This window comes from Lottiidibacillus patelloidae (assembly GCF_002262935.1).
GTDB lineage: Bacteria > Bacillota > Bacilli > Bacillales > SA5d-4 > Lottiidibacillus > Lottiidibacillus patelloidae.
In genome coordinates this window covers 1-13,247 of the sequence record NZ_NPIA01000011.1, presented here as the reverse complement: position 1 = coordinate 13,247, position 13,247 = coordinate 1, and the positions used below count along the sequence as shown (strand labels likewise).

14 protein-coding genes and 1 rRNA gene are annotated in these 13,247 nt (G+C 36.8%); all 15 read left to right on the top strand.

The genetic code is table 11. The features are described 5' to 3' along the window. The first annotated feature begins 16 nt into the window (after window positions 1–16). The gene (hpt, locus tag CIB95_RS15020) at window positions 17–556 is read left to right on the top strand and encodes a hypoxanthine phosphoribosyltransferase (protein ID WP_094926506.1); all 540 of its coding nucleotides are present in this window, start codon (window positions 17–19) and stop codon (window positions 554–556) included. A gap of 70 nt (window positions 557–626) precedes the next feature. Beyond that, window positions 627–2,570, top strand: coding sequence for an ATP-dependent zinc metalloprotease FtsH (gene ftsH / locus CIB95_RS15015; protein ID WP_094926504.1), 1,944 nt, complete (start codon window positions 627–629; stop codon window positions 2,568–2,570). A gap of 198 nt (window positions 2,571–2,768) precedes the next feature. After that, window positions 2,769–3,533: a type III pantothenate kinase gene (locus CIB95_RS15010; RefSeq protein ID WP_094926503.1), complete on the top strand. Its 765-nt coding sequence runs from the start codon at window positions 2,769–2,771 to the stop codon at window positions 3,531–3,533. A gap of 14 nt (window positions 3,534–3,547) precedes the next feature. Beyond that, window positions 3,548–4,435, top strand: coding sequence for an Hsp33 family molecular chaperone HslO (gene hslO / locus CIB95_RS15005; RefSeq protein ID WP_094926501.1), 888 nt, complete (start codon window positions 3,548–3,550; stop codon window positions 4,433–4,435). 4 nt (window positions 4,436–4,439) lie between these two features. Continuing rightward, a complete protein-coding gene (locus CIB95_RS15000; protein WP_094926499.1) occupies window positions 4,440–5,318 on the top strand; it encodes a peptidyl-prolyl cis-trans isomerase in 879 nt (292 codons plus the stop codon). 200 nt (window positions 5,319–5,518) lie between these two features. After that, the gene (locus CIB95_RS14995; protein WP_094926586.1) at window positions 5,519–6,874 is read left to right on the top strand and encodes an anthranilate synthase component I family protein; all 1,356 of its coding nucleotides are present in this window, start codon (window positions 5,519–5,521) and stop codon (window positions 6,872–6,874) included. Continuing rightward, a complete protein-coding gene (gene pabA / locus CIB95_RS14990) occupies window positions 6,855–7,463 on the top strand; it encodes an aminodeoxychorismate/anthranilate synthase component II (protein WP_094926497.1) in 609 nt (202 codons plus the stop codon). Before CIB95_RS14995 ends, pabA begins: the two co-directional genes overlap by 20 nt. Further along, window positions 7,448–8,308, top strand: coding sequence for an aminodeoxychorismate lyase (gene pabC / locus CIB95_RS14985; RefSeq protein WP_094926495.1), 861 nt, complete (start codon window positions 7,448–7,450; stop codon window positions 8,306–8,308). Before pabA ends, pabC begins: the two co-directional genes overlap by 16 nt. Window positions 8,309–8,319: 11 nt before the next feature. Then, window positions 8,320–9,168, top strand: coding sequence for a dihydropteroate synthase (gene folP, locus CIB95_RS14980; protein ID WP_094926493.1), 849 nt, complete (start codon window positions 8,320–8,322; stop codon window positions 9,166–9,168). Window positions 9,169–9,178: 10 nt separating this feature from the next. Next, window positions 9,179–9,550 carry a dihydroneopterin aldolase gene (gene folB / locus CIB95_RS14975; protein ID WP_094926584.1) on the top strand — a complete coding sequence of 124 codons (372 nt, stop codon included), beginning with the start codon at window positions 9,179–9,181 and terminating at the stop codon, window positions 9,548–9,550. Next, window positions 9,543–10,067, top strand: coding sequence for a 2-amino-4-hydroxy-6-hydroxymethyldihydropteridine diphosphokinase (gene folK, locus CIB95_RS14970; RefSeq protein ID WP_094926492.1), 525 nt, complete (start codon window positions 9,543–9,545; stop codon window positions 10,065–10,067). The genes folB and folK overlap by 8 nt, the downstream gene beginning before the upstream one ends. Then, window positions 10,019–10,225: a helix-turn-helix domain-containing protein gene (locus CIB95_RS14965; RefSeq protein WP_094926489.1), complete on the top strand. Its 207-nt coding sequence runs from the start codon at window positions 10,019–10,021 to the stop codon at window positions 10,223–10,225. Before folK ends, CIB95_RS14965 begins: the two co-directional genes overlap by 49 nt. 11 nt (window positions 10,226–10,236) lie before the next feature. After that, window positions 10,237–11,223: a tRNA dihydrouridine synthase DusB gene (gene dusB, locus CIB95_RS14960; protein WP_094926487.1), complete on the top strand. Its 987-nt coding sequence runs from the start codon at window positions 10,237–10,239 to the stop codon at window positions 11,221–11,223. 140 nt (window positions 11,224–11,363) lie between these two features. Continuing rightward, entirely contained in the window at window positions 11,364–12,851 is a 1,488-nt protein-coding gene (gene lysS, locus CIB95_RS14955; protein WP_094926485.1) for a lysine--tRNA ligase, read from the top strand. Window positions 12,852–13,181: 330 nt separating this feature from the next. Next, window positions 13,182–13,247, top strand: a 16S ribosomal RNA gene (locus CIB95_RS14950); the annotation flags it as partial.

Below are 13,247 nucleotides of genomic sequence, written 5' to 3'. Positions count from 1 at the left end.
TGTGGGAGGAAAAGTAATGCATAATGAAATGAAAGAAGTACTAATATCAGAAGAAGAGATCCAAGCGAAGTGTGAAGAACTTGCAAAGGTCCTTTCCGAAGAATACCAAGACCGCTATCCACTAGTTATTGGCGTGTTAAAAGGTGCTGTATTATTTATGGCAGATTTAACAAAGCGAATGAATATTCATTTGGAAATGGACTTTATGGATGTATCAAGTTACGGTAATTCTACTGTATCTTCTGGTGAAGTGAAAATAATTAAAGATTTAAACACATCTATTGAAGGGCGCGACATCTTAATTGTCGAAGATATTATCGACAGTGGCTTAACATTAAGCTACTTAGTAGACCTCTTCAAGCACAGAAAAGCAAAGTCAATAAAAATTGTCACTCTACTTGATAAGCCAACTGGTCGTAAAGTCGATCTAAAACCAGATTTAGCAGGCTTTATTGTTCCAGACGCGTTTGTTGTAGGCTATGGTTTAGACTTTGCTGAGCGCTATCGTAATCTGCCTTATATCGGTATTTTAAAGCCAGAGATTTATGAAAGTTAATCATTTTGTGTTAAATAATAACTATGATACTATTAACTACGGTGTATATGCTCGTGGGAGGAGGTAAGGAATGAATAGAATTTTTCGTAATACAATCTTTTATTTACTAATATTCCTTGTCGTCGTTGGAGTTGTAAGTATCTTTAACGGGCCGAAGCAAGAAACAGAGGAATTAGATTTAAAACAGTTTTTCCAATTGCTAGAGGCTGGTGAAGTAGAATCAATAACGATTCAACCGGCACATGGAGTATATTTTGTTACAGGTCAATTGGTCAATCACTCGGAAAAAGAAAGTTATCAAACAAACGTATTCCAAGGTGATACTACGCATGCTGCAATAGTTGCAGCTGCAAAAGAACAAAACATTGCCATAACAATAAAGGAAGCAGAACAAACGAGTGGATGGGTAACATTTTTCACATCAATTATTCCGTTTGTCATTATCTTTATTTTATTCTTTTTCTTGCTAAACCAAGCGCAAGGCGGCGGAAGTCGTGTTATGAACTTCGGTAAAAGCAAAGCAAAAATGTATAGTGAAGAGAAGAAAAAGGTGCGCTTCAAGGATGTTGCAGGTGCAGATGAGGAAAAGCAAGAACTTGTTGAAATAGTTGAGTTTTTGAAAGACCCTCGTAAATTTGCTGAATTAGGTGCACGAATTCCTAAAGGGGTCTTATTAGTAGGACCTCCAGGAACAGGTAAAACATTACTAGCAAGAGCCGTTGCAGGTGAAGCTGGCGTTCCGTTTTTCTCAATTAGTGGATCAGACTTCGTCGAAATGTTTGTCGGTGTAGGTGCATCACGTGTACGTGATCTATTTGAAAATGCTAAGAAGAATGCTCCGTGTATTATTTTCATTGACGAAATTGATGCAGTTGGACGTCAACGTGGCGCAGGCCTTGGTGGCGGACATGACGAGCGAGAGCAAACGTTAAACCAATTATTAGTTGAAATGGATGGATTCGGTGCAAACGAAGGAATTATTATCGTAGCTGCGACGAACCGCCCAGACATTTTAGATCCAGCTTTATTACGTCCAGGACGTTTTGACCGTCAAATTACGGTTGACCGCCCAGACTTAAAAGGCCGTGAAGAAGTCTTAAAAGTACATGCTCATAATAAACCATTAGCGGATGACGTTAATTTAAAAACAATTGCAATGAGAACACCAGGCTTCTCTGGGGCAGACTTAGAAAACTTATTAAACGAAGCTGCACTTGTTGCTGCTAGACATGATAAGAAGAAAGTTACAATGGAAGATGTTGATGAAGCAATCGACCGTGTTATTGCGGGTCCTGCTAAAAAGAGTCGAGTTATCTCTAAGAAAGAACGCAATATCGTTGCTTACCATGAATCTGGTCATACAGTTATTGGAGCAACATTAGAAAATGCAGAAATGGTTCATAAAGTTACGATAGTACCTCGAGGGCAAGCAGGTGGTTATGCAGTAATGCTTCCGAAAGAAGACCGTTACTTTATGACAAAGCCTGAGTTACTTGATAAGATCGTTGGTCTATTAGGTGGGCGAGTAGCCGAGGAATTAACTTTCGGTGAAGTATCAACAGGTGCACACAATGACTTCCAACGTGCTACTGCAATTGCACGTAAGATGGTAACGGAGTACGGAATGAGTGACAAGCTTGGACCGCTTCAATTCGGTCAAGTGCAAGGTCAAGTGTTCTTAGGTCGTGACATTCAAAGTGATCAAAACTACAGTGATCGTATCGCGTATGAGATTGACTTAGAAATTCAACGAATTATTAAGGAACAATATGATCGTGCGAAGCAAATTCTAACAGAGAAGAAAGATAAGCTAGAACTTATCGCTCAAACATTGTTAGAAATTGAAACTCTTGATGCTGAGCAAATTGAGGAATTAATGAAGACAGGAAAGTTACCGGTTCGTGCTGTAAAGGACGCTGGTGATGTGAAAGTAAATATTAGTCGTCAAGACGAAGAACCTATCGATGTTAAAGATGACGAAGAAACTCCTGTTGATGAAAAGAAAGAAGATTAATACATGATGAAAGAATGCCTTATTAGAAGGCATTCTTTTTTTATGTGTTTGTACAATCGCGGTGATTTTACAATTGCGTCTAATTTCTTCAGAAATAGTGATATTATTGCAACATCTGAACTAATCATTGCTATTTTCTTTAGCCTATATGAGTGATATGATATGATGAAATCAAAATTGAATTAGTGGTGATGACTTATGATTTTAGTATTAGATGTAGGGAATACAAATACAGTCTTAGGGGTATATGATAATAACGAATTAAAATATCACTGGCGTATTGAAACGAGTAGAAGTAAAACGGAAGATGAATATGGCATGGTTATTAAAGGTTTATTTGCACATGAAGGTTTAAACTTTTCTAGCATTAAAGGTATTATCATTTCTTCTGTCGTACCTCCGATTATGTTTGCACTTGAGCGTATGTGTACGAAGTATTTTCACATCAATCCGATTGTAGTCGGGCCAGGGGTGAAAACAGGATTAAACTTAAAATTAGAAAACCCAAGAGAAGTTGGAGCTGACCGAATCGTTAATGCGGTTGCTGGCATACATTATTATGGCCAACCATTGATTATCGTTGATTTTGGTACAGCGACTACTTATTGCTATATAAACGAAGAAGGTCACTATTTAGGTGGAGCAATTGCACCTGGAATTAGCATTTCAACTGAAGCGCTTTATTCAAAAGCAGCTAAGTTGCCCCGGATTGAAATCGCTAAGCCGGAACATGTTGTTGGGAAAAATACGGTAAATGCGATGCAATCAGGTATTTTATTTGGCTATGTCGGACAAGTTGAAGGTATCGTTAAAAGAATGAAAGATCAGGCAAATGGCACACCGAAAGTAATCGCTACAGGTGGTCTAGCCAAATTAATTTCAAAAGAAACCGATGTTATTGACTATATTGATCCATTATTAACATTGAATGGCTTAAACTTAATTTATCAAAAAAATTGTTAAAGGAGTCTACAACTATGAAAGACTACATCGTAAAAGCCTTAGCGTATAACGGTGCGATCCGCGTGTATGCAGCAAGAACTACCGAGACAGTTTCAGAAGCGCAAAGAAGACACGACACTTGGGCGACTGCATCAGCAGCATTAGGTCGTTCGTTAACTGCTTCGGCTATGATGGGTACCATGCTTAAAGGTGAAGAAAAAATTACAGTGAAAATTGAAGGTGGAGGTCCGATTGGACATCTAATTATTGACGCAGACGCAAAAGGGAATGTTCGTGGATATGTTTCAAATCCACATGTTCATTTTGATTTGAATGAACATGGAAAGCTTGATGTTGCTAGAGCTGTAGGAAAAGAAGGATTTTTGACAGTAGTTAAAGATATTGGGATGCGAGATCATTTCACTGGGCAAGTGCCAATTGTCTCTGGTGAATTAGGAGAAGATTTCACTTACTATTTTGCATCTTCTGAGCAAGTGCCATCCTCAGTAGGGGTAGGTGTATTAGTAAATCCAGATCACTCTATTTTAGCCGCTGGTGGATTTATTATTCAAGTTATGCCTGGTGCAGATGATGAAGTAATTTCGAAAATAGAACAGCAGTTATCTTCCATTGAGCCGGTATCTAAATTAATTGAAAAAGGATTATCTCCAGAAGAGTTAGTTCGAAACGTGCTCGGAGAAACAGAAGTGAAGTTTTTAGATACGGTTCCTGTAAAGTTTCAATGTAAATGTTCACGTGAACGAATTGAAAATGGACTGCTTTCATTAGGCGCTCAAGAGCTTCAAAGTATTATCGAAGATGAAGGGAAAGCAGAAGCGGTCTGCCATTTTTGTAATGAAAAATATACTTTTAACAAAGATGAGTTAGAAGAAATTAAAGGTCAATCGAATAAGGGGAATTAAAATAATGTTTAATCACAAATTGCTTTATGCAATTATTGCAGTACTAGTATTATCTAATAGCTATTTCTTATTTACGAGCATAAAGAAAGATGACAACGATGTTGTAGCAAAGGTTGGAGAAGTTGAAATTACTAAAGAAATGTGGAGTGAAAAATTAACTAAGCAGTTTGGGCAAGACGTTTTAAAGGATATGATTAATCGCGAAGTAGTATTTCAATTAGCAAAGAAGCAAGGCTTAAAAATTTCACCAGAAGTTATTGATAAAGAAGTTAGTTTATATAAAGTAATGCATGATCAATCTTCACATGAATTAGAGAATTTACCAGACTTTGATGAAGCTAAGTTACGAGAAGAAATAGAATATATCTTATTGCTAGAAGAGATATATACGCAAGATATTGTTATTTCTGAAGCAGAAATAAGAAATTATTATGATGAAAACAGATCGCTGTTCGAACAAGACGATATCTATTACTTATCTCACATTGTAGTAAAGACAGAAGAAGAAGCGAATGAAGTATTAGCAGAATTGAATGCAGGGTCGAGTTTTGAGGCTTTAGCTTTGGAGAGATCTTTAGATATGATAACAGCTTCAAGGGGTGGCGACATCGGATATGTTGAGCGAAACTCTTATTCTGTACCTGAAGAATATGTTCATGTCGCAGATTCTTTGTCAGTCGGTGAAGTAAGTTCTCCTATAGAAATTGCTGAGGGTTATGCTATTATCGTTTTGAAAGAAGAAATTCCAGGGACTTCGTATGCTTTTGAAGATATGAAAAGGGAAATACGAAGACAACTTGCTTTGCAACAAATCGAAGGAGATATTAATGCTGAGCATTTATGGAATGAACTAGGGGTAGTGTGGCAATATAATGAACATTAATACTTGTTACGAAAACTCGCCTTTGGCGAGTTTTTTCTTTTTTTGGTGAAAATAAGTGTACCACTACATACTATCATGTAAAATAAAAGCAGGTTTATAGGACTGGAGTGAATCAATTGGAGAAAGCAATCACTGGTAATAGAATAGTTATTTGGAAAAAGATAAAAGGAAACTATAAGGACCTTTTTTATAAATATAAAATGCTGGCGAGGAAAGAAACACATCACGTCATTTTGGAAAGTTTACTAGGTGGACGCTACAGTATTATAGGGCTGCAACCGTTTGCTATTGCAACAGGGTATGAAAAATCGTTACAAATCAATGTTGGTGGAATCGAAGAAACTTATCATGGTGATCCGTTAGAACAACTAAAACAATGGATGGAACCGTATAGGACAGCTGTAATTGAAGATTTACCTGATTTTCAAGGTGGGGCAATTGGCTATATAAGTTACGATTATGTTAGACAAATTGAAGTATTACCTGAGCAAAGTAGAGATGATTTACAAATGCCAGAAATATATTTTTTAATCTTTAATGATGTAATTGTATATGACCATCAAGAAGAGGCACTTTGGTTAATTACCCATAGTCAAGAGCGAAGTGAGCAAGAAGCTGAAAAGAGATTAATTAAATTAGAAAAAGCAGTACAAAGTGAATTCAGTGAGGAGAGTTGGAAAAAACGCTCAAATGTTGGACTTGAGAAAAAATTCTCATTAACTGAAGATGCATTTAAAAATGCAGTGGAACGAATTCAAAATTATATTTCTGCGGGTGATGTATTCCAAGTTAATTTATCAGTTCGACAGGCGGAAGAACTTAACACAGAGCCTTTGCACATTTATGAAAAGTTAAGAGAATTGAACCCTTCACCTTATATGGGGTATTTTCATGTTCCTGAATTTCAGCTCGTATCTGGTTCGCCGGAACTTTTAATAAAGAAAAAAGGGGATACATTAAGTACTAGACCTATTGCTGGAACAAGGTCACGAGGAAAAAATGCACAAGAAGATGAATTGCTTGCAAAAGAGCTAATAGAAAATGAAAAAGAACGAGCAGAACATGTCATGCTCGTTGACTTAGAAAGAAATGACCTCGGAAGAGTAAGTAAATTCGGTACGGTTGAAGTAAATGAATTTATGACAATAGAGAAGTATTCACACGTCATGCACATTGTTTCAAATGTTCGAGGACTACTTGCAAAACAGTATGATGGTTACGATGCGATAAGAGCAGCTTTTCCTGGCGGAACAATTACCGGCGCTCCTAAAGTTAGAACGATGGAAATTATTGAAGAATTAGAACCTGTTCGTCGTGGTATTTATACTGGCTCAATTGGTTGGCTTGGCTTTAATGGTGATTTAGAATTGAACATTGCAATTCGAACAATGGTAGCAAAAGATAATATAGCTTATGTACAAGCTGGAGCTGGAATAGTTATTGATTCTAATCCAGCAGCGGAATATAAAGAGTCATTGAAGAAAGCAAAAGCGTTATGGAAAGCAAAAGAGCTAAGTGAACAGGAGGTGAGTGTTAATGATATTAATGATAGATAATTACGATTCATTTACGTACAACTTAGTGCAATATTTAGGCGAGCTAGGTGAGGAGTTAATAGTTAAACGTAATGATGAAATAACAATAGAAGAAATCGAACTGCTAGACCCGAGCTTTTTAATGATATCACCAGGACCTAAAACACCAAATGATGCAGGGATTAGTTTAAATGTAATATCACACTTCAAAGGGAAAATACCAATTTTCGGAGTTTGCTTAGGGCACCAATCGATTGGCCAAGCGTTCGGTGGAGAAGTTGTCCAAGCGGAAAGGTTAATGCACGGAAAAACGTCACTCATCCATCATGATGGAAAGACGATTTTTCAAGATATTGAAAACCCATTTACTGCAACGAGATATCACTCGTTAATTGTAAAAAAAGAAACGTTGCCTGATTGCTTAGAAGTTTCAGCGTGGACAGATGCAGGTGAAATAATGGCCTTAAGACATAAAGAATATGCAATTGAAGGTGTACAGTTTCATCCAGAGTCAATAATGACTGAGTCGGGGAAAATGTTATTACAAAATTTCATTAATACACATCGTAAAACGAATAGGACTGTAAACAAAACATGTATGTCTATTTAAATGGACAAATAGTAAAAGAAGAAGAAGCTACTATTTCAATCTTTGAGCACGGTTTTATGTATGGCTTAGGTGTTTTCGAAACGCTCCGTGTTTATGAGGGACATCCATTTTTATTTCATGACCATATGGAGCGGATGGCTAGGAGCTTAAAACAAGTTGGTATTATAATGCCTGAAAAGTGGCAGAAAGAACTGTTGAGTAACCTCATTATATTACTAGAGGCGAACAACTATAAAAACGCTTATGTAAGAATAAACATATCAGCTGGAGCAGGTTCACTTGGACTTCAAGTCGAACCTTATGTAAGCCCGACAATTATTATTTATTCCAAGCCGATGCCCGTGCTATCAAATAACCTACAGGGTAAACATTTGCAACTTCTGAAAACGAGAAGAAATACACCTGAAGGTCCAGATCGAATAAAATCACACCATTTTTTAAATAATGTAATCGGTAAACGTGAAGTTGGTGAATGCACAAATATCGAAGGATTATTCCTAACAAAAGATGGCTTTGTTGCTGAAGGAGTAGTATCGAATATCTTTTGGGTAAAAGATGGTGTGCTATATACTCCGGCACTTTCAACAGGAATCTTAGGGGGAATCACCCGCGGATTTATTTTGTGCTTAGCTAATAAACTTGAAATTCCATATCGAGTAGGTAAATTTAAACTAGAGCACTTACTTAATTGTGAGGAAGCTTTTGTTACAAATTCAATCCAAGAAATTGTTCCGATTAAAGGAATTGAGAAGATGAAATTTACAGCAAAAAATGAATTAACGGAAATGTTCAAAGAAAATTACGAGAAACATCGTACGTCGCTTTGGTCGACCGTTAATATATAAAGGTGATGCAAATGATAAAAAGTGTAAGCAAACATAATAAAGGATCATTGATATGTCGGCCATATTCACTTAATCTATCGGAAAAAACGGCGATTATGGGCATTTTAAACACAACACCAGATTCTTTTTCTGATGGTGGAAAGTTCAATGAAGTGGATCATGCTGTCGCTAAAGCAAAAGAAATGGTTATAAACGGAGCAGATATTATTGATATTGGTGGCGAGTCAACAAGACCTAATGCGGAGAAAGTTTCTTTGGAAGAAGAAATTGCTCGAGTAATACCAATCATAAAGGCAGTTTCTGAAGCGGTAAATGTACCAATATCGATTGATACGTATAAAGCAGAAGTTGCGAAATTGGCTATTGAAGCGGGTGCTCATATTATTAATGATGTTTGGGGAGCAAAAGCAGACAAGGATATGGCCATAGTTGCTGCAGAAAAAGAAGTACCTATCATCTTAATGCATAATCGGAATAATAAAAATTACAATAACCTAATGGATGATATTATAAGCGACTTGGCGGAATCAATCTCAATAGTAAAGAAAGCTGGAGTGAAAGACGACAAAATTGTCTTAGATCCAGGAATAGGGTTTGCGAAAACATATGAGCAAAACTTAGAAGTGATGAATAAACTTGATCAAATCACGAAATTAGGTTACCCAGTGTTGCTAGGAACTTCGAGAAAATCAATGATAGGATTTGCCTTGGATTTGCCAGTCGATGAAAGAGTAGAAGGAACTGGTGCTACAGTATGCCTAGGAATTGAAAGAGGTTGTGACATTATGAGAGTACATGATGTTCTAGAAATGTCGCGCATGGCTAAAATGATGGATGCGATGCTTGGAAAGGGAAAGTGAGGAGTTTCTAATCGATAAAATATATGTTTCAGGAATGAAGTTTTATGGGTATCACGGTGTTTTTCCCGAGGAAAATAAGTTGGGTCAGCGCTTTATTGTTGATGTAACATTAGAATTGCCATTAAAAGCAGCGGGTGCAACGGATGATTTGGAAGAAACCGTTAACTATGCAACGGTTTATGAAACAGTGAAAGAAGTAGTTGAAGGTCCCCCTAAAAAGCTAGTAGAGTCAGTTGCTGAAGAAATAGCTGCTAGATTGCTCCTAAATCCGAAAATACACTTTTGTACAATAAAGATGATAAAGCCAGATCCCCCTATTAACGGTCATTATGATTCAGTAGCTGTTGAAATAGGAAGAGGTACTAGAGGTTCCAATGGATAAAAATATAGCGTACATTAGCTTAGGGACAAACATCGGGAATAGGGAGTTAAATTTACAAAAGGCAATTTCTTTGTTGCAAGCGGATGCAAAAATACAAGTTGGAAATATTTCATCTATTTATGAAACAGATCCTGTCGGCTATACTGAACAAGCGAGATTTTTAAACATGGTAGCTGAAATTAATACTTCTTACACTGCTAGCGAATTAATTAAAAAAACGATGGAAGTCGAGGCTTCGCTTGGTCGTCAGCGTACAGTTCATTGGGGACCACGAACAATAGACCTTGATATTTTATTATACAATCAAGACAAAATTGAATCTGATCACTTAATAGTCCCTCATCCTAGAATGGTTGATAGAGCGTTTGTTTTAATTCCTTTATTCGAGATTGTTGGTGACATTGTCGTAAATGAAACATCTCTTAAAGACGCAATCAAACGACTACATGATAAAGAAGGTGTCCATTTATGGAAACAGAAAATTTCGGCAGAAGAATTCGCGCCTACAGAAAATTAAAAGGATTTACCCAAGAGACGTTTGCTAAAAAATTAAATGTCTCTATTTCTCTATTAGGTGAAATTGAACGTGGAAATAGAAATCCTAGTGAGAGTATATTAGAGCAAATTACACAATTGTTACAAGTTACTATAGATGATTTAAAGCCAAAAGAATAGAGGTGGAACCTTTGTTTAAAATAGATAATATTACAATGAATAATAGAGTTGTACTTGCACCTATGGCAGGAGTATGTAACTCGGCATTCCGTTTAACTGTAAAAGAATTTGGAGCCGGATTAGTTTGTGCAGAGATGGTAAGTGATAAAGGCATTGTCCTTGAAAATGAAAGATCGTTGCAGATGCTTTATGTTGATGAAAGAGAAAAACCTTTAAGCTTACAAATCTTCGGTGGAAATAAAGATACGCTAGTTGAAGCTGCTAAAATAGTAGATACGAAATCAAATGCAGACGTAATTGATATCAACATGGGTTGTCCAGTACCGAAAATTACGAAATGTGATGCTGGTGCAAAATGGTTATTAGACCCAGATAAAATTTATGAAATGGTTTCTGCTGTAGTTGCCGAAGTAGAAAAGCCGGTAACAGTAAAAATGCGTACGGGCTGGGATGAGAAACATATTTATGCTGTTGAAAACGCAAAAGCAATCGAAAGCGCTGGAGGAAAAGCTGTTTCACTCCATGGTCGAACGAGAGTGCAAATGTACGAAGGTGTTGCAGACTGGGACATTATTAAACAAGTGAAAGAAGCGGTAAATATTCCGGTAATCGGAAATGGTGACGTTACGACGCCACAAGACGCTAAGCGTATGCTTGATGAAACTGGTGCAGATGCTGTTATGATTGGCCGAGCTGCATTAGGAGACCCGTGGATGATTTACCGTACAGTTCGTTATTTAGAGACAGGTGAACTTTTAGAACAACCTACGGCATTAGAAAAAGTAGAAGTTTGTTTACTTCACTATAATCGCTTAATTGGAATAAAAGGTGAGGTTGTTGCTACTCGAGAAATGCGTAAGCATGCTGCTTGGTATTTAAAAGGATTACGCGGAAACGGACTTGTTCGTAATATGATCAATGAAGCAGAAACGAAAGAAGCGTTAACAGATATATTATTAAATTACGCTCAAAGACTATCAGAAGAAAAAGTAGGTTAAGTTGACAGTGCCGGCTACTCTTTTCTATAATATTCTGAGATGGAATACTAAACTGCCAGTGATAAACTGGCAGTTTCTTTATATATTCACAAATAATCGTTTACATATATAAGCGAAAATAATTAATTGGAGATGATTTTATGAGCCAGAATGAATTAAATGAGCTCTTTCAAGTCCGTCGTGACAAAATGCAAACACTTCGTGATAGTGGAATTGATCCGTTCGGAAAACGTTTTGAACGTACGCAAACAGCAAAAGGTATCGCTAGCGAGTTTGATGCTTTATCAAAGGAAGACTTAGAAGAACAAAAGAATGAAGTTAGCATCGCTGGAAGAATAATGACAAAGCGCGGCAAAGGAAAAGCTGGATTTGCACACGTGCAAGATTTAACAGGGCAAATTCAAATTTATGTTCGTAAAGATATGTTAGGTGAAGATAAGTACGAAATTTTTAATACAGCAGATTTAGGGGATATAATTGGTATTAAAGGTGAAGTATTTAAAACTAAGGTTGGGGAACTTTCAATTAAGGTGTCTGACTTTGAATTACTAACGAAATCTTTACGTCCACTTCCCGAGAAGTTTCATGGTCTAAAAGATGTTGAACAAAGATATCGCCAACGCTATTTAGATTTAATTATGAACCCGGAAAGTAAAGAGACGTTTATAGCTCGTAGTAAAATCATCCAATCAATGAGATCGTATTTAAATAATCTTGGGTATTTAGAGGTAGAAACACCGACGATGCATTCGATTGCTGGAGGAGCTTCAGCTCGTCCTTTCGTCACACACCACAATGCATTAGATATGACATTATATATGCGTATTGCAATTGAATTACATTTAAAGAGACTAATTGTTGGTGGTTTAGAAAAGGTATATGAAATTGGTCGCGTATTCCGTAATGAAGGAGTGTCAACAAGACATAACCCTGAGTTTACTATGATAGAGCTTTATGAAGCTTACGCTGATTACCAAGATATTATGAGTCTTACAGAAAATATGGTAGCGCATATTGCTCAAGATGTTTTAGGGACAACAAAAGTTACTTATGGTGATGTAGAAATAGATTTATCTCCACAATGGAAAAGGATTCATATGGTAGATGCGATAAAAGAGTATGTTGGTGTAGACTTCTGGAAGCAAATGACTACTGAAGAAGCGAAAGCTTTAGCAAAAGAACATAATGTATCTATTAAAGATTCTATGACTTTTGGACATATTGTTAATGAATTCTTTGAACAAAAAGTAGAGGAAGAGTTAATTCAGCCTACATTTATTTATGGACACCCAGTAGAAATCTCGCCACTAGCTAAGCAAAATGCTGAAGATCCACGATTCACTGATCGTTTTGAGTTATTTATTGTTGCTCGTGAGCATGCTAATGCATTCACAGAGTTAAATGACCCAATTGACCAAAAACAAAGATTTGAAGCGCAATTAGAAGAAAGAGCAGCAGGAAATGATGAAGCGCATATGATGGATGAAGATTTCGTTGAGGCGCTTGAGTACGGTATGCCACCTACAGGTGGTTTAGGTATAGGTATAGATCGATTAGTAATGTTACTAACAAACTCGCCATCAATTAGAGATGTATTATTATTCCCGCAAATGCGTCATAGAGACTAAAACTAAACCTGCCAAACGTGGCAGGTTTTTTTATTTTCATCTTTTTTTAAAAAAAGTGTTGCATTACAATTGTGAACTTGGTATATTAATAAGCGTCGCTTCTGACAACAAGCAACAACAAACATCACCGAATTAAAAAGATGAAATAAGTTGTTGACTTGGAAGGTCGCGATGTGCTATATTAATCAAGTCGCTGTTTTAGCGAAATTGTTCTTTGAAAACTAAACGAAACGCCAAGCGAGTCAATCGTAATTCCTAGAGTTAATACTCTAGATAAAAGGTTCCATACACCTTTCAAAAAAAGATGGAAAATGAGCAATCAAACAAACTATTATGGAGAGTTTGATCCTGGCTCAGGACGAACGCTGGCGGCGTGCCTAATACATGCAAGTCGAG

What these genes read in the sequence shown, in the direction of transcription:
- CIB95_RS14995 (WP_094926586.1), top strand. Translation starts at nt 5,519, where the DNA reads ATGCTGGCGAGGAAAGAAACACATCACGTCATTTTGGAAAGTTTACTA.
- lysS (WP_094926485.1), top strand. Translation starts at nt 11,364, where the DNA reads ATGAGCCAGAATGAATTAAATGAGCTCTTTCAAGTCCGTCGTGACAAA.
- CIB95_RS15000 (WP_094926499.1), top strand. Translation starts at nt 4,440, where the DNA reads ATGTTTAATCACAAATTGCTTTATGCAATTATTGCAGTACTAGTATTA.
- pabC (WP_094926495.1), top strand. Translation starts at nt 7,448, where the DNA reads ATGTATGTCTATTTAAATGGACAAATAGTAAAAGAAGAAGAAGCTACT.
- folP (WP_094926493.1), top strand. Translation starts at nt 8,320, where the DNA reads ATGATAAAAAGTGTAAGCAAACATAATAAAGGATCATTGATATGTCGG.
- ftsH (WP_094926504.1), top strand. Translation starts at nt 627, where the DNA reads ATGAATAGAATTTTTCGTAATACAATCTTTTATTTACTAATATTCCTT.
- hpt (WP_094926506.1), top strand. Translation starts at nt 17, where the DNA reads ATGCATAATGAAATGAAAGAAGTACTAATATCAGAAGAAGAGATCCAA.
- pabA (WP_094926497.1), top strand. Translation starts at nt 6,855, where the DNA reads ATGATATTAATGATAGATAATTACGATTCATTTACGTACAACTTAGTG.
- CIB95_RS14965 (WP_094926489.1), top strand. Translation starts at nt 10,019, where the DNA reads ATGGAAACAGAAAATTTCGGCAGAAGAATTCGCGCCTACAGAAAATTA.
- folK (WP_094926492.1), top strand. Translation starts at nt 9,543, where the DNA reads ATGGATAAAAATATAGCGTACATTAGCTTAGGGACAAACATCGGGAAT.
- hslO (WP_094926501.1), top strand. Translation starts at nt 3,548, where the DNA reads ATGAAAGACTACATCGTAAAAGCCTTAGCGTATAACGGTGCGATCCGC.
- CIB95_RS15010 (WP_094926503.1), top strand. Translation starts at nt 2,769, where the DNA reads ATGATTTTAGTATTAGATGTAGGGAATACAAATACAGTCTTAGGGGTA.